This window comes from Helicobacter canis, assembly GCF_008693005.1.
Classification (GTDB): Bacteria; Campylobacterota; Campylobacteria; order Campylobacterales; family Helicobacteraceae; genus Helicobacter_B; species Helicobacter_B canis.
Map to the genome: position 1 here is coordinate 41,516 of NZ_VXKE01000001.1, position 19,809 is coordinate 61,324.

General features: G+C 46.3%; 17 protein-coding genes. 7 read left to right on the forward strand and 10 right to left on the reverse strand.

The annotated features are described in order from the left end of the window. Positions 1 to 8 precede the first annotated feature (8 nt). The 7 genes from F4V45_RS00210 (at position 9) to F4V45_RS00240 (ending at position 7,516) form a co-directional block, all read left to right on the forward strand. Positions 9 to 2,393 carry an autotransporter outer membrane beta-barrel domain-containing protein gene (locus tag F4V45_RS00210; RefSeq protein WP_150336531.1) on the forward strand — a complete coding sequence of 795 codons (2,385 nt, stop codon included), beginning with the start codon at positions 9 to 11 and terminating at the stop codon, positions 2,391 to 2,393. A gap of 122 nt (positions 2,394 to 2,515) precedes the next feature. Continuing rightward, complete coding sequence (locus tag F4V45_RS00215; protein WP_150336532.1) at positions 2,516 to 3,361, forward strand: substrate-binding domain-containing protein; 846 nt, start codon at positions 2,516 to 2,518, stop codon at positions 3,359 to 3,361. A 116-nt stretch (positions 3,362 to 3,477) separates the two neighbouring features. Beyond that, positions 3,478 to 4,431: a 16S rRNA (cytosine(1402)-N(4))-methyltransferase RsmH gene (gene rsmH / locus F4V45_RS00220; protein WP_150336533.1), complete on the forward strand. Its 954-nt coding sequence runs from the start codon at positions 3,478 to 3,480 to the stop codon at positions 4,429 to 4,431. Between the two features lie 28 nt (positions 4,432 to 4,459). Further along, entirely contained in the window at positions 4,460 to 4,792 is a 333-nt protein-coding gene (locus tag F4V45_RS00225) for a hypothetical protein (RefSeq protein ID WP_150336534.1), read from the forward strand. 74 nt (positions 4,793 to 4,866) lie between these two features. Continuing rightward, positions 4,867 to 5,118, forward strand: coding sequence for a YfhL family 4Fe-4S dicluster ferredoxin (locus tag F4V45_RS00230; RefSeq protein WP_023928917.1), 252 nt, complete (start codon positions 4,867 to 4,869; stop codon positions 5,116 to 5,118). Continuing rightward, entirely contained in the window at positions 5,118 to 6,575 is a 1,458-nt protein-coding gene (locus tag F4V45_RS00235) for a Ppx/GppA phosphatase family protein (protein ID WP_150336535.1), read from the forward strand. The genes F4V45_RS00230 and F4V45_RS00235 overlap by 1 nt, the downstream gene beginning before the upstream one ends. 11 nt (positions 6,576 to 6,586) lie before the next feature. Next, positions 6,587 to 7,516: a lipid A biosynthesis lauroyl acyltransferase gene (locus F4V45_RS00240; RefSeq protein WP_150336536.1), complete on the forward strand. Its 930-nt coding sequence runs from the start codon at positions 6,587 to 6,589 to the stop codon at positions 7,514 to 7,516. 69 nt (positions 7,517 to 7,585) lie between these two features. On the opposite strand, the gene F4V45_RS00245 is transcribed toward F4V45_RS00240, so the two are convergent. From F4V45_RS00245 to pyrG, 10 genes are read right to left on the reverse strand one after another with little or no spacing between them, the layout of a single operon-like run. Then, a complete protein-coding gene (locus tag F4V45_RS00245) occupies positions 7,586 to 8,248 on the reverse strand; it encodes a MotE family protein (protein ID WP_150336537.1) in 663 nt (220 codons plus the stop codon). Beyond that, on the reverse strand, positions 8,245 to 8,664 hold the full coding sequence (locus F4V45_RS00250; RefSeq protein WP_150336538.1) for a flagellar FliJ family protein: 420 nt from the start codon (positions 8,662 to 8,664) through the stop codon (positions 8,245 to 8,247). Before F4V45_RS00250 ends, F4V45_RS00245 begins: the two co-directional genes overlap by 4 nt. Continuing rightward, entirely contained in the window at positions 8,648 to 9,934 is a 1,287-nt protein-coding gene (locus tag F4V45_RS00255) for an adenylosuccinate synthase (protein WP_210670694.1), read from the reverse strand. The genes F4V45_RS00250 and F4V45_RS00255 overlap by 17 nt, the downstream gene beginning before the upstream one ends. A gap of 3 nt (positions 9,935 to 9,937) precedes the next feature. After that, the gene (locus tag F4V45_RS00260; RefSeq protein ID WP_150336540.1) at positions 9,938 to 10,804 is read right to left on the reverse strand and encodes an ATP phosphoribosyltransferase regulatory subunit; all 867 of its coding nucleotides are present in this window, start codon (positions 10,802 to 10,804) and stop codon (positions 9,938 to 9,940) included. Positions 10,805 to 10,813: 9 nt separating this feature from the next. After that, entirely contained in the window at positions 10,814 to 11,743 is a 930-nt protein-coding gene (locus tag F4V45_RS00265; protein ID WP_150336541.1) for a ribose-phosphate pyrophosphokinase, read from the reverse strand. A gap of 42 nt (positions 11,744 to 11,785) precedes the next feature. Further along, a complete protein-coding gene (locus tag F4V45_RS00270; protein WP_150336542.1) occupies positions 11,786 to 13,357 on the reverse strand; it encodes a hypothetical protein in 1,572 nt (523 codons plus the stop codon). 14 nt (positions 13,358 to 13,371) lie between these two features. Beyond that, positions 13,372 to 16,065: a Smr/MutS family protein gene (locus F4V45_RS00275; protein ID WP_150336543.1), complete on the reverse strand. Its 2,694-nt coding sequence runs from the start codon at positions 16,063 to 16,065 to the stop codon at positions 13,372 to 13,374. Next, on the reverse strand, positions 16,052 to 16,420 hold the full coding sequence (locus F4V45_RS00280) for a hypothetical protein (RefSeq protein ID WP_150336544.1): 369 nt from the start codon (positions 16,418 to 16,420) through the stop codon (positions 16,052 to 16,054). The genes F4V45_RS00275 and F4V45_RS00280 overlap by 14 nt, the downstream gene beginning before the upstream one ends. Positions 16,421 to 16,431: 11 nt before the next feature. Further along, complete coding sequence (recJ, locus tag F4V45_RS00285; protein WP_150336545.1) at positions 16,432 to 18,075, reverse strand: single-stranded-DNA-specific exonuclease RecJ; 1,644 nt, start codon at positions 18,073 to 18,075, stop codon at positions 16,432 to 16,434. After that, positions 18,075 to 19,721 (reverse strand): glutamine hydrolyzing CTP synthase, encoded by a 1,647-nt coding sequence (pyrG, locus tag F4V45_RS00290; RefSeq protein ID WP_150336668.1) that lies wholly within the window; start codon positions 19,719 to 19,721, stop codon positions 18,075 to 18,077. Before pyrG ends, recJ begins: the two co-directional genes overlap by 1 nt. Positions 19,722 to 19,809: the final 88 nt, after the last annotated feature.

Genomic DNA, 19,809 nt, shown 5'->3' on the forward strand with positions numbered 1-19,809 from the left:
GATTTTAGATGAGAGCTTTTGCCGCTCTGTGTTTGTGCGCAGTGTGTTTGTGCGCAGATAGCATTGCTAGCTATGCTATGCCAGCTTTCATCACACTTACTCCAAACACAAACAAGCAAGACACCACACTTTCTCAAGCAGGCAATGGCGAGCAGACATTTTTCCACGCGCGAAGCTTTAGTATTAAAGGTGCGAGTAACGCCACCTACACCCTAAGCGCCAATGACAAAACTACGCATTTTCAAAGCGCAGGGATACAGCTTACAGACACTGCTAAAGTCGCGCTAATGGGCTACCACACGCTCTCATTTGGTAATGGCAGCTCTCTTGTGCTAGATTCTAGCTCAAGTCTTTTTGTAATCCTAAGCGATAAATCCCTGATCAACCCCCAAGCAAGCGAATATGGTGGAGAATCTAAAGTGCGCTTTGGTGAGCATAGCAAGCTACTTTTAGCGCAAAACTCGCAAGCCAGCTTCTCACAGCTTCGACTCTTTATCCACGATGGAGAAGTGCTTATAGAAAATGGTGCGAGCCTTAGCATTGAAGCAGACAAGGCGATTAGATTCCAGCACAAGCTCCAAAATAATGGCGGCACACTCACGCTAAAGGGCAACATCTACAATGTCGGCAATACGCGCGGACTCACACCAAATGACTACACCACCACAGCGCAATTTGTAAGCCACAATGGCACAATCACCATTGATGGCGACTTCTACAACGGCGGGCAAACAGATAAAGGCGTAGATAGCACAGGCGGAGGCAGTGGGCTAAACCCCTTTGACTCAGCTTTTGGCGGTGGGGGCGATCTTGTGCTTTATGGTGGCACAATGAGCGTTAGTGGGCAGCTTATCTCCCAGCAAGGAGGCAATCTTACCATTGATGGTGATTTGCTAAAGCCTAAAGATTCTAGCATTAAGCTCTATGGCAGTGTGCTAGAAGTGCAAAAAGGCGTGCAAAACAAGCAGGCAAGCACCATCATCTTTGGCACATATAATGGCAAGCTTGGTCAAATCAAAGGCGATATTACCAACAATGGAACAATCTTAGTAGAATCTAAAGGCTTATCCCTAGGCAAGCATACATTTATACAAGGCACGCTTACCAATCAAGGTGCGCTATCTCTCACACAAGCCCAGCACGACTTCCTAACAATCACGCTAGTAGATTCTAACACCGCTCTTACCATCACACGCAAAGAAGATGCGATCCACGCTTTTGATAATAAGCTAGGAGCAAATGCGCCAATCTTGCAGGCACTAGATTCTGCACTTGAGCAAGCAAATATGGGGAGTATCTATACATATGGCGGGGAAGAGGCTCTATCCGGGCTTGTTAGCGATACGCAAGGACTCTTAGCAGCCCAGCAGGCTATGCCACTAGCCACACTAGAATCCTTACAAGCCCATCACATAACAGCGACACCCCTATCCCCGCAAACCCTAGCCAAGCTCAATGCCACACAAGCATACGCGCGCCTCGCCTACAATAGCGCACCACTGCCAAAACACCAGCCACGCGCTATGCCCAAATCCTACGCCCCCTATCAAAACGCCCTGCTTGCCACGCCAAGCTATGTATATGCACCACAAAGGCGCATAGCACTTGATATGCGCGCACTTGGTGGCGGCGTGTTTGGCAAATATGGAGCAGGTGGGCTTGTGGGGCTAGAAGCTGGGGCTAGTGCGCAAATCTTTGGGCATAATCTACGACTAGGTGGGAGCTTTCTCTACAATACCTTAGGACAAAATCTAACAACCACTAGCACTAAGAATACAAGCTATGCCTTTGGGCTCTCGCTTAGCGATACGATTGCTTGGAAGTCTTTGGAGCTAGATTTGGGGCTACTAGGCTCTTTGGGGACTTTTGAGACGCAAAACTCCATTGCCATCTCTGGGGCTAGGCTAGATTCTAGCTCAAGCTTCTTAGCAAGCCGCTTTATGGGTGAAGTGGCACTTGGGTATCGGTTTTTTATGGGGTCTGCATTTTTTAAGCCCTATGCAAGTGTGCGGCAATATCTGCTCACACAGCATAATGCAAACGCACAAGGAGACGCGCTTCAAGCAGCCACGCAAGCCTACACAGACTATATGATCAATATCGGCTTTGGGGCGCAAAGTGGCGTGGCGTTTTCTGTATTTAGGGGTGTTGGAATACTAACTGCAAGGGTTGATTATGAGCCACATCTCTACAACACCAAGCAAAAGGCTGCTATCTCTTTGGGTAGCACAAGTATCCCAATCGCGCTGCCATATAGTGATCGCCTAGCCCTAGGAGCCAATGCCCACTACCAGCTACGCCGTAGCACGATGGGATTTGAGCTATTCTACACGCGTGCCTTTGCCGGTGTGCATTCTCTAGGTGGAAGTGCGATAGTGGCATATAGATTCTAAGCTAGAATCCACTTTTTGCACCGCTATATCTTTACTCATTTTTTACAAATATGTTTTGATACTTTACATTCAGCCATTACTATTCTACTTGCATTTTTGCAAATCTACTAAAGGAGTTCTGTATGAGAACATTTTCTTTCAAGCCAAGTTTGAAAAAGTTTGTCCTAGCATTTAGCGTGTTTTCTGTAACACTTGCTAGTGCTGCACCCATTAGCCTTGTCTCCAGAGAAGAAGGATCTGGCACAAGGGGAGCGTTTGTAGAGATTTTTGACCTCTTGCAAAAGCAAGGTGATAAAAAAATCGATATGACTTCACCACGCGCAGAGATCACAAACTCAACTGCCGTTATGCTTACCACCATTGCGCGCAACAAAAACGCTATCGGCTATGTTTCACTCGGCGCACTTAACAATAGTGTCAAAGCACTCAATATCAATGGTGTCGCCCCAAGTGTAGAAAACATCAAAAACAAGAAATACACCATTTCTCGCCCATTTCTTGTCATCACAGCAAAGTCTAACCCACTTGCAGATGATTTTCTAGGCTTTATTGGATCAGATAAAGTGCAAGAAGTCATCACAAAATCTGGCTATATCCCACTAGATGCCAAAGCCTATACCCCCAAGAATCCAGAGGGCAAAATCGTCATTGCCGGATCTAGCTCTGTAACCCCACTTATGGAGAAGCTAAAAGAGCTCTACATCGCCCAGAATCCAAAAGCTACAATTGAAGTGCAGCAGTCAGATTCTACAACAGGCGTAAATGCTACGGTGCAGGGCATTGCTCATATCGGTATGGTAAGCCGAGAGCTCAAAGATAGCGAGCTTGCAAAAGGCGTAAAACCCCGCGTGCTTGCTCTTGATGGTCTAGCAGTGATTGTCAATCCAAAAAACTCTCTTGACAATCTATCAAAAGATCAAGTTAAAGCAATCTTTAGCGGTAGCGTGAAAGATTGGGATCTTAAATAGTTAAATCAAGCCTTAAAACCTGCGAACTTCCCGCAGCCCATCAAGGCTGCGGTCCTGCTTTACCTTACTTTTATCAAGTTTTCCTTAGTATTTTGCTTTTCTTCTTAGGATAGTTTATGCGACATATTCCCGTGCTTACAGAGCATATACGAGAGATTTTTGCGCCTTTGTGCTCCTGCTCCAATGCCGCTTTTATCGACTGCACACTGGGGCTTGGCGGACATAGTAGAGAGATTTTGGAGCTATGCAAGGGCATCACACTTATTGGGATCGATCAAGATTCTAACGCCATTGCACTTGCTAGGGAGAATCTAGCTGATTTTAGCGATCGCCTAGAGATTTTACACGCAAATTTTGCACAAGGCTTTGTGCAAGCACTAGAGCTAGCACGCTCGCAAAACAAGCGTGTGGTAGGCGTGCTAGCAGATATTGGCGTAAGCTCCTTGCAGCTTGATGACAAATCGCGTGGCTTTAGCTTCATAAGCGATAGACTTGATATGCGAATGGACACACGCCAAGCACAGAGTGCTAGCTCTATCATCGCAGAGTATTCCCAATACGCACTAGAAGAAATCTTGCGCAGCTATGGGCAAATCCCAGAATCTAAAAAGATGGCGCGACTTATCAAAGAGTTTGCCAATACATACCCACGCGATGAAGGATTCTACAATGCGCGCGATTTAAGCGAGTTTATTTCTAAGCATTTCTCCAAACACAAAATCCACCCTGCCACACTTGCTTTCCAAGCATTGCGCATTGAAGTAAATAACGAGCTTGGTGCGCTTAGGGCTCTGCTAGATTCTATCGAGCAAGCAAGTGGTGCGGATTTGCGCGGTGCGATTGTGGGGATCATTAGCTTTCACTCTTTGGAAGATGGGCTAGTAAAAGAGCGTTTCAAGCATTTTGCGCGAGCGTGCATTTGCCCAAGCGATGCTATGCGCTGTGTCTGTGGAGCTAATCATAGCAAAGGCACAATACTTACAAAAAAACCTTTAGTAGCAAGCCCCAAAGAAGTGCGCGCAAATCCAAGGGCTCGCTCAGCAAAACTTCGCGCTTTTGCGCTACAATAACGCCCATAAGCCACTGCAAGGAGAATCTATGCCAACTTCTCACAAAGACCCTTACCGCGATATTCGCGTAGATACGAGCGAGAAGGCAGCTCTGTATGAAGAAGAGCCTACAAGTGGGCTGCATATACGCTACTTGATTCTCATATACAGCGCGCTTTTTCTCGCACTCCTTATCTCTATGCCTAAAATCTGGCTATCAAGCTCGATCTACTACATTAGCCGCGACATCAATAAGCTACAAACACAAAGCGACCTACTTAAAGAAGAGCATAGACGCTTACAAAATGAGCGAGAATCCTTGCGCTATCAATATCTCAAAACCCAATCCACCCCCAATGCACCAACTCCCAAAGAGATATAAAATTTCAAGGTAATTTAAGAGAATTTTCGTTAGAAACACGCTTTATTTCACTATACTATAACCAAGGGGAGAATATGAGCTTAATGATCAATGATGAGTGTATCGCCTGCGATGCGTGCTTAGAAGAGTGCCCAAATGGCGCGATTGTAGAAGGAGACCCTATTTATACAATTGACCCAGACTGCTGCACAGAGTGTGTGGGGTATTATGATGAGCCAAGCTGCGTAAGTGTGTGCCCAAAAGACGCTATTATCCCAGACCCAGATAATAGCGAGAGCTTAGAAGAGCTAAAATACAAATTTGAGCAGCTCAATAAAGGCGAGTAATGGCAAAAATTACTGCAGTGATTGACATTGGCTCAAACTCTGCAAGAATGGCGATCTTTGAGAAGACAAGTCGCTATGGATTTCGGCTTATTTATGAGTGTAAGTCGCGCGTGCGGATTTCTCAAGGTTGCTATGAAAATGGCGGATTTTTGCAAGAAGCTCCCATAAGGCGCGCGATCAATGCACTTAGAGAGTTCCACGCTATTGCTAAAAAATATGCCGCTAGGAAGCTTTTATGCGTGGCGACTTCAGCAGTGCGCGATGCCCCAAATCGCGCAGAGTTTCTCGCTAGAGCAAAAAAGGAAAGTGGCATAAGCATAAAAGTCATCGATGGAGCAAAGGAAGCGTGGTATGGTGGCTTAGCGTGCGCAAACTTATCGCATAAGAAAGATGGCATTACCATTGACATAGGTGGCGGTAGCACAGAGTGTGCGATCATTGAAAATGGTGATATTAAAGAGGTGATTTCTCTGCATTTAGGGACGATCCGCTTGAAAGAGCTGTTTTTCGACCATAAAAATTTAGAGCAGGCAAAGCAGTTTATCAAACAAGAGCTGCAAAAAATCCCCGCCCACTTTACACACCACAATGTATTTGGGATTGGCGGGACGATCCGCGCACTTGCCAAAATCACCAGCAAGCAGCGCAAATACCCGATAAAAACAATCCACGGCTATGAGATTGCTGTCAAAGAAGCAAGGTCGTTTATCCAAACAATCTATAAAGCAAAGGAAGAAGATTTAGCTGGGCTTGGTGTCTCGCCTGATCGGCGTGATAATATCCGCTCTGGTGCGCTAATATTTGCTATGCTGCTTGATCACTTTGGAGCCAAGTGTATCACAGCAAGTGGAGTGGGGGTGCGAGAGGGAGTGTTTCTTGCTGATATGCTACGCACGCAGAAATATCGCTTCCCAAGCGGGATTTATCCATCGCTTATCGCCCTGCAAGATCGCTTTAAAGTTTGCACAAAATGGGGAAAATCAATCGCCAAGGAAGCAAATGCGATTTTTGATGTGCTTGCTTGTGAACACAAGCTTGATGAGAGCAATAAGAGATATTTACGCATTGTCTCCCAGCTTTGCGATGTGGGGGGGTTTTTAAACTTCTATGGGCGTATGGACCACGGGGCATATTTCTTGCTACACGGGCTTGATTATGGATTCTCCCATACTGATAGGGCAGTGCTATGCTTGCTGCTTGAGTATATCAACAAGCGCATACCAAAAGATGATGCCATAGCGCACATTACAGACATTATGCCCCCCATTGAGAATCTCCAATGGCTTAGCTTTATCCTGTCGCTCTCCTACGCGCTATGTATGAGTGGGGATCATTTGCTGCAATATAGCTATGAGCATAGCACATTGTTTATCACGGCGGATTCTAGGCTTGTGCTAGCACGAGAATCTATCGCAGGCATTATCCCGCCCGCGCAAATGCGCATAGTCATCTCCTAAGTGTGTATTAGATGAATATTGTCGGTGTGCTACTTGGGGTATTTGTCAATGTGCTAGGCTCGGCTTTAGCCATTATGCCCAATCGTGTGTTTGTGCTGTGCGTGAAGGGGCTTGGATTTTTAATGTGTCTTTTGGACAATAAGCGTCGCTATAACGATGCCCTAACAAATCTGCACTTCATCTATGGAGATTCTCTAAATCTTGCACAAAAGCGCACCATTATTAAGCGTTGCTACCAAAACTTCGCCTTTGTGATTTTGGAGAGCATTAGAATCCCCAAAATCCCCTACCATATCCACAAGCAGCGGTTTGATATTATTGATGAGCATTATGTGCTAGATAGCTTGGAAAAAGACGGCAGTGTCGTGCTTGTATCGGGGCATTTTGGGTATTGGGAAGCATTAGCGACTTTTCTCCCCCCTCGCCTAGAGCCTAATAAAATGGCAAGCTTAGGGCGGCTCACAGGGATTGATAGTATTGATAAGCTTATTATTTCTCGTAGAGAGCTACAAGGCGTGCGCTTTATTGATAAAGCTGGAGCGTTTAGAAACCTGCTCAAATTCTATACACAAGGGAATGCCGTGGCTGGGATTTTGGTCGATCAAAGTATCTCATCAAATGAGGGTGTATGCGTGGAGTTTTTAGGCAAGAAAGCAAGCCACACGCCCATAGCCTCTGTGCTTTCTCGCCGATTTAATATCGCCATTGTGCCGGTGTTTATTGATATGAACAAGGACTACTCGCGCTTTGTTATGCGCTTTTTCCCGCCCATCTATACTCCACACACACAAGATCTAGCGAGCGATCTAGCGCAAGCCACCCAAGCGCAAGCAGATATTACAAGCAAAGTGGTGCGCAGCAATCCCTCAAGCTGGTTTTGGTTCCACCGCAGATTTAAGGACTACTACCCAAATCTCTACGCTAAAAAGCCAAACCGCTAGCCACTGCACACTACCCACCCCTAGAATCTAAGATAGTAGAATCTAAGCTAGAATCTAGCCAGCACGCAATTAGATTCCACCATTTTCTTGGAAGTCTCTTTGATCCTGCTCTAATTGCTCTAGCTTAGGCTCATCTGCTGGGACTTTTGGCTTTGGCTTATCAGTATTGCTAAAGGGCGGTCCTTTGGCGATGATTTTTGTAAGCTCCGCGGCGCGCTTGGCGTCCATCTTAGCTAGAATCTTTGCCATATCTGCTGCAGTGAGTGAGGAGAGAATAGTCGCCGCTTCTGCATCATCTAGCTCAGCGATTATAGGCGCGGCTTTAGAATCTTTCATACCAGAAAAGCTTTTTGCCACCTTGGAGTTTGATGAAGTTTGGATCTCTTTAAGCAGTGCTTCATTTTTAGCCACAAGAGCTTCTATGGCTTTTTTCCTATCGTCTTGGAGCTTTGCCACCTTTTGCGCTTCTTGTTTGGCTTCTTGGATTCTAGCATTTAAGGCATCTTCTTGCTCTTTTAGCTTGGCTTGCTTTTGATCTAGGAGATTTTGTGTGGCGTTTTTGTAGGCTTCAAGGTTTTGCATTTTTTCGTTCAAAGTGCGAAGATTCTGGGCTATCTCATCTTTGCGCGCTTCAAAAATCGCATTACACTGCAAGAGTGCATCAGGGTTTGGCTCTTTTTTATCCGCATACAATGCTATAAATGCCATTAGCACTAGTAGTATCACTCTCATAATAACTCCTTTTTATGTAGTAGAATCGCCACTTCATCAAGCTCTCTGCGCTCTTTTTGCTTGAGCGTTTTCACAAGATTCTCACGCTCTCTCTCGCGGATATATTTAAGCTTTTCAAACTCAATACAAAGCAGTCGATACTCCTGCTCTAGCTCTTGTATCCGCGCCTTGTCCTTGGCGATTTGCTCTTGTAAAGAGTCTATCTCAAAGATAAAGGCTCTTTTTTTAGCATTTGCTTGGAGAAACACGCTAAAATCCCCAGCTTTTGGCAAACTCATCTGCGCTATTTGGCTAATAAGCCCATTAACTTGGCTTTGCTTTGCAGCTATGTCGTTGTTATAGCGGACAATATGCTGCTCGCATAAGGAGAGTTTTTGCTCTTGGGCTTTGATAAGCTTGTCAAATTGCGCAATCATAGCGATAGATGATCTCGCTTCTCTCTGCACCTGTGGAAATCATCGCAATTTTTACCCCCACAAGCTCTTCTAAGCGCGCGATATACGCCTTTGCATTAGTGGGCAGGGCATCATAGCTCTTTATCCCCTTGCTACTCTCCCCAGCCCAGCCGGGCAAGATCTCATAAATTGGCGTAGCATTTTCCAAATCACTTGGCATATACGAAATCTTTCTGCCTTGATATTGATATGCCACACACACAGCGATTTCTTCAAGTCCATCTAGCACATCAAGCTTCATTAGCGCGATTTTATCGCAGCCATTAAGCCTGCACGCATAGCGCGCAGCGAGCGCATCAAACCCGCCACACCTGCGCTTACGCCCTGTTGTCGTGCCAAACTCTGCGCCCTTCTCGCACAAGAGTGCGCCAAACTCCTTGCCATCTTCTGTGGGGAAAGGTCCGTGCCCCACACGCGTGCAATAAGCTTTCATAATCCCAAGCACGCTAGCAATATCGCGTGGAGCTAGCCCACTCCCAGCACAAGAGCCAGCAGCAATGGTGGTAGAGCTTGTTACAAAGGGGTAAGTGCCGTGATCAATATCTAGCATACTGCCTTGCGCACCTTCTAGCAAGATCCTTTTCCCCTGTGCTTGCGCCTCCCAAAGAAGCGAAGTCGTATCGGTGATAAAGGGAGAGAGAATTGTGTGGGCAGATTCTAGGGAGCTTATGCTTGCTTGCACAAGCTCTTCTAAACTAGAATCTAGCATATTAGATTCTTTGAGTGTGCGCACTCGCTCCTGTAATCGCGCGATGATTGACTCTCTTTGTGCGGGGAAGTTGCGCACATCACACGCCCTTAGCCCTATGCGCGCGATTTTATCAGTATAGCAAGGTCCTATGCCCTTTTTGGTCGTGCCTATGGCATTTGCAGCACGCTCAAGGCTAGAATCTAGCTCTTGATGAAAGGGCAGGATAATATGCGCCCTATCAGAGATAAACAGCCTGCCAAGCAGTGCTTGCTCACCGCCAAATTGGCGCATTTCTTCAATAAGTGCGGAAGGCTCGATGACCACGCCATTACCAATGATATTGATACAATGAGAAGTAAGAATACCTGATGGGATTAGGTGCAAGGCGTATTTTTTATCCCCCACAACAATGGTATGCCCAGCATTATGCCCTCCCTGATAGCGCACAATGTAGTCATAATCCTTTGCTAGCACATCGACAATCTTGCCCTTCCCCTCATCACCCCACTGAATCCCTACGATTAAATCCACCATACACACTCCTTATTTATAGCTCTTGTTAGATTCTCGCGCTAGAATATGGCTAATCACACTATCTGTATAAATCCCAAATCCACAGCACAAGCACTCTTGTATATTGTATTTGCCCCCAAGCATAAGCGTGTCATTCTCACTAAACACGCGAAACACCACATCATCATAGTAATCCACAAGTGGGGGCTCAAGCGGAGAGATGAGGATCTGCTCATACTCGCAAGCGTGCGCTTTATGTGATAGCCGCTCTAGCTCAAAGCGCAAAAACATCGGTGCATTTGGCAAAAAGCTATCCAAATCCTGCAAGGTATTTAAGCGCAAAAGCTCTTCAACAAATCGCGCTTTTTGTGCAAGCTCTCGCATAGAGAGAGCCTTATAAGTGTCTTTATCTATGCCAATTTCTGCTAGCACAAGGGCTAGAATCTTTACATTGCTAAACTGCAAGGTCGCCTTAATATCACAGGATGATAGAATCTCAAGCCCAACGCTAATCATCGTATGCAAATTATCATCATAGATAGATTCTGCGCCAATTTGATAGATTTCATTAGTAGGGTAGCTAAAAACCGGCTGGATATAAAACCACTTCTTATGGCTGGTCGCTCGCTCTAAACGCTTGGTAATGGTGCGGATCGTATCAATAGTAGAATCATAGCGCAAGGAAATTTGGTGATTGTTTTGGCTGCTTAGGCGGATTAGGTGGCGATTGGAGAAATTTTGCTGATGCTCTAAGTAGGAGAAATATGGCGTGATTACTTCTTCAAAGCCATGACTATAAAATATCTCACACGCCGCATTCTCAAGCTCACGCTTAATCCTAGCACTTCTGCCAAAATACAGCTTCGTCCCCTCTGGGATCTCGTGTTCAAAAACCATAGCCACTCTTTACATAAATAGTGAATTAACACTTTCGTTGTGATAGATTCTACGCACAACTTCTGCAAACAATGGCGCGACATTAAGCGTGGTAATCTTACTGCAACTCTTACGCAAGGGGATAGAGTTGCTCACAATCACTTCATCAAGCACGCTCTCTTCTATGCGCTCAATCGCTGGACCACTTAAAATCGCGTGCGTGCCTAGAGCCATCACAGAAGTAGCTCCCTTATCTTTCAAAGCTTGGGCTGCCTTACACATAGTCCCAGCAGTATCAATCATATCATCGACTAAAATCACATCTTTGCCCTGCACATCACCGATAATATTCATCACTTCACTCTCATTTGCCCTCTCTCTGCGCTTATCGACAATGACTAAATCAAGTCCAAGCTTTTGCCCAAAATACCTAGCCCTAGCCACACCGCCAATATCTGGGCTAGCGATGATGGGGTTTAGGAGCTTTTTGCTACGGATATGGTCTTGAAAGATAATAGAGCCATAAAGATTATCCACCGGAATGTCAAAAAAGCCCTGTATCTGCCCCGCGTGTAAATCCATAGTAATGACACGATCAATGCCGGCATTTTGGATAAGGTTTGCTACAAGCTTGGCGGTGATTGGCACGCGTGGAGCGGCTTTGCGATCTTGCCTCGCATAGCCAAAGTAGGGGATAATGGCAGTGATAGAGCTAGCGGAGCTACGCTTAAAGGCATCGCTCATAATGAGCAGCTCCATAAGGTTGTCATTAGTTGGCATACAAGTGGGCTGTATGATGAAGACATCTTTCCCGCGCACGGACTCTTGGATCTGCACGCCTATCTCACCATCACTAAAGCGATTGATCATAATCTTACTAAGCACCACATCTAAATGCTTGGCAAACTCCTGTCCAAACTCTTTATGTGCATTCCCACTAAATACCTTAAAACCTCGCATACTCACTCGCTCCTAGTTGATCTTCTAGCTTTATGGGCTAGATTATAGCACATTTTCCATCGCTTCATTTATGGCTTTAAGCCTACATTCTAGCTCGTTTTCTTTATCAAAACTTGCACATTGTGCTAGGGCTTTTTGCATTTGTTTATCGCATAAGTTAGATTCTGTGATGATATATTCTCCAAAGCTCAAAAGCCCATATCTTGTATCGCTCTCGCCCTTTTTCTCCATAGAGCAAAGACCTTGGCGTGCTTTTGTAGGCGGTAGAAGTGGTCTTATCGTGCGTAGCGACTTCTCTAGGCGACTATGCGCCACTAGCTCTGGCAGGCTATCTCTATGGAATCTAAAGAGCTTTTCTTCTCTATGCGCCTCATCGCGCACACAGCCTAGGGTCTCGCCCTTATGCTGGACAAAAAATAGCGAAGCTATCCGCCCGCCAATGACCATACTCGGGTGGCTTAGGAGAATATCTGCTTGCAAGGTGTTAGGATCTAGCACAAAGGCTTCATAAAATGGCAGTCCTTGCGCGATCATTGTATGCGTGCGTGCAAGTGGCACTCTGCGCCCATCATTAAACACATCAAAATACCCCAGATACTCCACTAGCTCATCATTTTGCGCAATGTCTTTCTGCCATTGTGCCAAAGCCCTTGGGCTCACCCCATAGCCCGCGCGTGCCAAATCATTAGCCAAGTGTGCCTGCCTCTGTGTATCAAGCAGCTCTGCTGCATACAAGCAGATTTTGGGGCGATTTTTTTCCTCATACACCAAGGCGGCATAGCTTGGTAAATCCAGCGTGGCTGCAGGGCTTTGCACTAGGTAGATTCTACTACCTGCAATGATATAAAGCCTCCCATCAAATGGCAGCAGCAAGGGCTCATCGATAAAAGGCGGCAAGCAAAGCGCAAACGCTTGAGAGTCTTGCGTGATAAGTCCCACGCACCCGCGCGCCCCTTGCGTAAAAGTGCGCACAAAGCTGTGGCTTTGCCTATCTAGGGCTATAAACAAATGCGAGTGCAGCTGACTTGGATCACGCAGGAGCGTAGGTAGAATCTGCGCAAGACTAGCAAAGGTGCTCTGCTCATTTAGTAAAGCAAGCAAAGGTGCAAGCTGGCTTGGAAGCCCAGCCCTATCGCCGCCAGCGTGCAAATATGCGCGGATATATGCCACCAAAGTGCGTAAATGGTAGAATCCATTTAGGCGATACTCTAGCATTGCTAGAGTTAAGTAAATCTCCTTATCATCGCGCTTTGCCTGATCATCTCTCATCGCTTGAAATAGCACTGCTTGTGCTTGTAGTAATGTCCTCCTTGATGCCAGCTCTTTTTCAAAGGCTTTAGCATTGATGCGCAGTATTGTGCTTGGAGCAAATGTTAAGGATTCTAGGCTTTTATCGTGGATAAATGGTGCAAAAGGGCTAGAGTCTTTAGCAAAGCTGCCAAAATGTGCCGCGCTAGGCTCTTTAGCAGTAGAATCTATGGCAATGGGTGTGGGCGCAGGGGTAAAAAAGCGCGCAAAATCCCTAGCCCCCACAAAGCTAAAATCCCTATTTTTAGGATCATTTGCCCCCTGCACACTTAGCACCATAAGCACTACACAAGCCAACACACGCATACAAGTAAGCCTACTCATAGCCTAACTAGCTTCGCGCCATAGCCACCCATATTTGGTGGCGCATCGCTAAAAGACACGACTTTGGGGTGATTTTGTAAAAAGTCTTTTACCACAGCAGATAGCACCCCTGTGCCAATGCCGTGGTAGATTAGCACCTCATCAAACCCAGCAATTAAGCTATCGCTAATAAAATCGCCAAGCTTTTCTAATGCTTCTTCTGCACGCAAGCCATGTAAGTCAAGCTTGATATGCGCCTTAGGCGTGTAAGATAAAGTCGTTTTAGCAGCATTGCGCGCATTTATAAGGGTGCTTGCAAGAGCTTTTGAGAGTGGAGCAAGCGCGCTTTTTTCTACCTTTAGGCGCATACCAGAATCTAGCTCTATTACACAATGCTCCTTTTGCGTGCGCACAATGCGCACACTCTGCTCCCCATAGCGCGCCAAATCTCCAGCCTTAAACTCCTTGCGCACTTGGCTTTGCTTCACACTAGAATCTAGCTTAGGCTTATGGCGCAAAATCTCGTGCGCTTGGTTTAGATTCCTGTGTATGTCTTTTTGCGTGTTTGCCTGCGCTTTTAGGGCTTGCAAGGCTTTGTTATAAGTAGATTCTAGCTCTAGCTCCCTTGCCTTGTATGCTCGCTCTAGCGCATCGATTTTCTCACTATAAGCCTCCTTGGCGTTGCGCGCTTTTTGGATACGCTTTTGCAGCTCTTGCGCTTTAGATTCTAGCTCTAGGCTAAGGTTGCTACTATGCTCTATAAGGGTGTTTAATCGCTCTTTATCACTGCCATAGTGCTCCTTAGCTCGCGCGATAATATGCTTTGGTATGCCAAATTTCTGCGCGATCTCAAAGGCATAGCTCTTCCCAATGCTGCCGTGCAAAAATGTATAAGTCGCGCTTGATTTTTCCACATCAAACATCGCTGCTGCTAGCTGGATCCTAGGGTCTTTCGCCATAAGGGCGGCTAGGCGTTTGTGGTGGGTGGTTACCACAAGCTTAGAGTGTCTATCAAGCAAAAGCTCTAAAAGCACCTTATACAAGCTAGCAGCCTCATCAGCATCAGTGCCTAGCTCGATTTCATCAATGCCTAGGAGCAAGTCCTCTTTATCTAGCTGCTGGCTAAACTCCAGCACCCTGCCTGCAAAGGTGCTTATATCATCTTTGGGGTTTTGTGGGTTAGAGATAATGGCATAGATATGCTTGAAGTAGGGGATTTTACTTGCGTGGGGGTTGATTTTCATAGGTAGCAAAAGCTTGGCTAAAAAGGCTGCGCTTAAGATTGATTTAAGCAGCATTGTCTTGCCCCCGGCATTGACTCCTGTAAGTAATAATAAGCCTTTGTCAAAGGTAAGGCTTATGGGTTTAGGGTTTTTCAAAATAGGGTGGCAGAAGTTATTTAGGATTATGGTTTTACTAGAGGATTCGGCTTTGCGCGATAAATCGGGGGTTTCATCGCCGCGCTTCGTCGATAGACAACCAAGTCTTATCTCCTTGCGCGGCTCGAAAAACCCCAATTTCTCATCGCAAATCCTAGAATCCTTTGCGGAGTTTTCTACATTTTGGGTGTTTTCCCTAGAATCCACTTGCGTGGATTCTTTTGTGGATTGCCACGCCACTGCTTCCGCAGTGTCTCGCAATGACAGATCGCAATCCCTAGAATCCATTTTTTCAAAAGTGGATTCTAGCTCCGTCTGCTCGCGGCAGGATTTTTCACACTCAGCCCCTTTTTCTTTTTCTAGGATTCTAGGAATTGCGGTGGGGCTTTCGTAGTTTTTTGGGGGTTTGGGGGCAGAGCTAGACTTGAGGTCTGCGGTTGTCTCCAAACCCCCAAAATCTGCGGAATGCTCACCCAAAGCCGAATCCTTTGTGGCGACAAACTCTAGCCCTAGATCTTTAGCAAACCCAACCCTAGCACAAAGCAAATCCACCAAATCAAACTGCCTATCCAAAAACCGCAAGAACCTAAGCTCCCCTAGCATTGTCTCGCTAAGCGTGGCGCAGAGCTTTTGGATCTCTAGTGCATAGAGATCGCGTAGCTCTTGGAGCTTATCGTAGAATCTAGCAATCTCATTTGGCAGCACATAGAAGAAGCCTCCTTGCGTGCGCTCAAGCACAGAGCCTTTGAGCACGCGCGAGTAGCCAGCCTTTAGCAAAAGGGTTTGCACATCATAGAGTAGGTGGATTTGCTTATCGACAAGATAGGGGGCTAGATTCTCTCTTGCTAGCAGGGCGTTAAGGGTTTGCTTGATGGAGCTTTGCGTGCTGGAGAGCTGCGCGCGCAAGTTATCAATATGCACAAACCGCCCTGCTTCTATCTCGCCTTTTTCATCAAAAATACAAAGTGCTTCAAGCAAGTGAGCGGGGATAGTGATCTTTGCCACAAGGGCGTGGAGCTTGGACTCTGGGAGTGGTGCTAGGGCATTTTGCAGCGAGATGAAAAACTCCAGCTCTCTAGCAAACCCCCAAATATCCTGCAAGCTTAGAGTGCCACGCTTTTGCAAAAGCAAAAACGCGTGAGAGAAGTCGTGAAGTGCTGGCAAAGCTGGCAGAGACATAGAATCCATCTCGCGCAGCATTGTATGGTAGAGATTCTTATCTCCTTGTAAATAAATGGGTTTAGGGCGGGCTAGATAGGTGCTAAAATGTGTGAGAAAATCATCTAAATCAAGGCTACTTACTAGCTGCAAATCTGCTTTAGAAACTAGCATCTAATCCACTTTGTATGCTTTGTATCTTTAGGCAACTTGGCTTAGCTGGCTTTAGATTCTGGGCGGTGCTAGAATCTAGCCTTTTAGATTCTAGCCCTATCTGCTCGCGGTAGGCTTGTTGTTTTTTACTCTCTATTTGGGATTCTAGGATTTGCGAATTTTTTAGAGCAGTTTGCTCGCGACAGGATTTTTGAGATAAAAATGGGGCTTTACTAAAGAAACATCGCCTACGGCGAGCGGTATCCCTTGTTTTGCAAGGCGATTCAAGGGCGCATACTAGAGCGTATGTAACCGCAGAATCGCCGCAGCAATCGCCATTTTTAGCCCAAAAGCCAACGCGCCCTCGACTACCCAAAACCGAATCCATTAACACAGGCTCTCCACTTCTTGCAGCACCATCATAGGCTTCCCACTATATGAATCCATCTGCATAGTAAAGCTCGCTAGAATCCACTCTTTTATCTCAAATTCCTGCTCGCAAAAAAAGTAAATCCCCCCAATATCCGTGCCAAAAAAGCTAAATTTCCTATGCTGTTTAATGGGCTGGATCTGGCGGATTTGTAGCCGAGCTTGGAGAGTTGGCTTAGGATTCCCCTGTCCATAAGGCTCAAAGCCCTGCAGTAGTGCGAAAAGCTCTTCATCAATATCGCTTACATCAATGAGCAAAGCCCCTAGCTCTTCTTGCGTAGCTTGGCACTTAGGCAGTGTGCTAAGGCTATCCAAATACGCGCACAGCTCATCAAAGCTAGCAGTCTCCACACTAAGCCCAGCTGCCTTGCTATGCCCGCCAAACTCCCCTAGAATCTCACTAGCCCCAAGCAGCATACTCATCAAATCCACTTCGCCAAATGATCTAGCACTTCCCTTTAGCATAGATTCTAGCCCCGGCTCTTTGGTGCGCGAGAGCACAAAGGCTGGTCGCTTATAAAGGCTTGCCATTTGCGCAGCGACAATGCCTAGCACGCCCTCGTGCCAATCATCTCCGCGCGCGATCACGGCATTTTCATACACAATGGCAGAAGCCTTTGCAGATTCTAGGACGGATTTTGCCGTATCTTTGCGAGCTTGATTGAGTGCTACTAATGCTTGCAGCCCAGAATCAAGCGCGCTAGCAAGACTGCGCGCTTGGGAAAAATGCGCGCGCTCATCTTGCGCAGATGAGAAGCTACTAGAATCTAAAAGCAAAAACTCACTTGCTATGCGCCCTTCCCCCATACGCCCAGCAGCATTAAGCAGTGGAGTAAGTGAAAAAGAAATATCCGTAGCAGTGATATAGCGCGTCTTTAGGTGGGATTTGAGCTTTTGCAAGGCTGGGATTTGCGAAGTGGGCAGCTGCTTTAGCCCATAGAGCACGATACATTTATTGATTTGAGTAAGCGGCATCATATCAGCAATAGTTGCTAGCATTACAAGCTCTAAGAGCGGCGCAAGCGATATGCTAGCTCCTAGAGCGATCTTTAACCCCGCGCAAAAATACCACGCCACAAGCGCGCCACAAATCTCCTTTTGCGGGAAGGTGCAGTCTTTTTGCTGGGGATTGATGATGAAAGATGCTTCAGGCAAGCTCTCTTTGGGGATATGGTGATCAGTAATGATAAGCGTGATCCCTTGCTGCTTGCAGTAAGTAGCTGCTTCATAGGCGGTTATGCCATTATCCACGGTGATGACTATATCGCTTGGATTGGCTTCAATGATCGCTTTTGACACGCCATAGCCATCGCTAAAGCGACTTGGGATCACATAGCTAATATGCTCATACCCAACTAGAGCGAAAAACTTCATCATAACCACACTTGCGATCACCCCATCGACATCATAATCCCCCACAACTAGAATCTTAGGATTCTCACGCATTTTTCGCGCTAGGAAGTGGCAGGCTTGCTCGCAGGACTTTAGCTGATATGGGTGTGGGAGACTCGATAGCGTGGGGAAGTCCCACTGCTTGGTGCGATTATGCAAAAGAGCGTAAATCTCATCTTTGCTCAATGTCTTGTGTGTTTGTTGAGACATTATCGGCTCTTTTGTGTCGCGCCCTTAGATTCTAGGATCTTTTTTACAAAGGCTAAGATGATGGGATTTGGTGCTTGCAGACGAGAGGTGAACTCTGGGTGGAACTGCACGCCGATGAAAAATGGGTGCTTCTCTAGCTCGATAGCTTCAATTAGCCCGCTTTTGGACTCGCCGCTTATTTGCATACCATTTTCTTCTAGCAAGGCTCGGTAGGCTGGGTTAGCCTCGTAGCGGTGGCGATGACGCTCTTTGACTACCTTTGCGTGGTTATAAGCTGCAGCGATCTTGCTTTGTGGGCGCAGCACACACTCATACTCACCAAGCCGCATAGTCCCGCCCATAGGGGACTTGATAGTGCGCACTTGAGACTTACCACACTGATCGATGAAGTCTTCAATCAAGTAAATAAATGGGTGAGAAGTATCAGGGGCAAACTCCGTAGAATCCGCCTTTTCTATGCCTAGCACATTGCGCGCAAACTCAATAATACTTAGCTGCATACCCAAGCATATCCCCAAAAATGGCACTTTATGCTCCCTAGCATAGCGGATCGCTAAAATCTTCCCCCATATACCACGGCTGCCAAAGCCTCCGGGTATCAAAATCCCATCAACATCACTTAGCTCCGCGCCCTGTGTATGCTCTAGGGCTTGACTATCAATCCACTTAATACACACGCGTGTATCGATATTTGCCCCTGCGTGGATTAGAGCTTCGGTTAGAGATTTATAGGACTCTTTTAGGTGGAGATACTTCCCTACAAAGGCGATTGTAATCTCATCTTTTGGGGAGATGATCTTTTTTACCAGCATATCCCACTCGCTCATATCTGGCTTAATGGATTCTAGAGCAAAATGCCTAGCAATAGGCGTCAAAATCCCTTCTTTTAGAAAATTAAGTGGGCATTGGTAGATACTCTTGGCATCAAGAGCTTCTATCACGCTATCATCGGCTACATCGCAGCTCATCGCAAGCTTTTTTTTCAAATCCTTGCTTAAAGGCTTTTCAGACCTAGCGATGATGATTTGCGGTGTGATCCCTATGCGCCGTAGCTCTTGGACAGAGTGCTGCGTGGGCTTGGTCTTTAGCTCGCCTGCTGCTCTAATGAGCGGAATAAGCGTTACATGGATACTTAGCACCTGTGTGTTTGGCAGCTCGTGCTTAAGCTGGCGCATAGCCTCTAAGAATGGCAGCCCCTCAATGTCCCCCACCGTGCCACCTAGCTCGATGACTAAAAAGTCATACCCCTTGCCCACGGCTTTTATGCGACTTTTGATCTCATCGACAATATGTGGGACGACTTGGATCGTCTTGCCCAAATAATTGCCTTTACGCTCATTTTCTATGACAGAGAGATAGACCTGCCCTGTGGTGAAGTTATTACCCTTGCTAAGGCTTGTGTTTAAAAATCGCTCATAATGCCCTATATCCAAGTCTGTTTCTGCGCCATCAGCTGTTACAAATACTTCTCCGTGCTCTAGGGGACTCATCGTGCCCGGATCGATGTTAATGTATGGATCGATTTTTAGGATATTGACCTTATAGCCACTTTGCTTTAGCAGTGTCGCTAGCGATGAAGATGAAATCCCCTTGCCCAAGGAGCTTAACACCCCACCTGTAACAAATATGTATTTTGTATTTGACATCATTCAATCCTTAACTATACGCGTATGCGCTTGTATCGCCTATGATTATGCTTGCAATCCTATACAAAAACCCCTTACAAAGTTATTA

Bases quoted from the DNA above. Each gene is read 5' to 3' on its own strand.
- F4V45_RS00210 (WP_150336531.1), top strand. From the start codon at position 9: ATGAGAGCTTTTGCCGCTCTGTGTTTGTGCGCAGTGTGTTTGTGCGCA.
- F4V45_RS00215 (WP_150336532.1), top strand. From the start codon at position 2,516: ATGAGAACATTTTCTTTCAAGCCAAGTTTGAAAAAGTTTGTCCTAGCA.
- rsmH (WP_150336533.1), top strand. From the start codon at position 3,478: ATGCGACATATTCCCGTGCTTACAGAGCATATACGAGAGATTTTTGCG.
- F4V45_RS00225 (WP_150336534.1), top strand. From the start codon at position 4,460: ATGCCAACTTCTCACAAAGACCCTTACCGCGATATTCGCGTAGATACG.
- F4V45_RS00230 (WP_023928917.1), top strand. From the start codon at position 4,867: ATGAGCTTAATGATCAATGATGAGTGTATCGCCTGCGATGCGTGCTTA.
- F4V45_RS00235 (WP_150336535.1), top strand. From the start codon at position 5,118: ATGGCAAAAATTACTGCAGTGATTGACATTGGCTCAAACTCTGCAAGA.
- F4V45_RS00240 (WP_150336536.1), top strand. From the start codon at position 6,587: ATGAATATTGTCGGTGTGCTACTTGGGGTATTTGTCAATGTGCTAGGC.
- F4V45_RS00245 (WP_150336537.1), bottom strand. From the start codon at position 8,248: ATGAGAGTGATACTACTAGTGCTAATGGCATTTATAGCATTGTATGCG.
- F4V45_RS00250 (WP_150336538.1), bottom strand. From the start codon at position 8,664: ATGATTGCGCAATTTGACAAGCTTATCAAAGCCCAAGAGCAAAAACTC.
- F4V45_RS00260 (WP_150336540.1), bottom strand. From the start codon at position 10,804: ATGGTTTTTGAACACGAGATCCCAGAGGGGACGAAGCTGTATTTTGGC.
- F4V45_RS00265 (WP_150336541.1), bottom strand. From the start codon at position 11,743: ATGCGAGGTTTTAAGGTATTTAGTGGGAATGCACATAAAGAGTTTGGA.
- F4V45_RS00270 (WP_150336542.1), bottom strand. From the start codon at position 13,357: ATGCGTGTGTTGGCTTGTGTAGTGCTTATGGTGCTAAGTGTGCAGGGG.
- F4V45_RS00275 (WP_150336543.1), bottom strand. From the start codon at position 16,065: ATGCTAGTTTCTAAAGCAGATTTGCAGCTAGTAAGTAGCCTTGATTTA.
- recJ (WP_150336545.1), bottom strand. From the start codon at position 18,075: ATGTCTCAACAAACACACAAGACATTGAGCAAAGATGAGATTTACGCT.
- pyrG (WP_150336668.1), bottom strand. From the start codon at position 19,721: ATGTCAAATACAAAATACATATTTGTTACAGGTGGGGTGTTAAGCTCC.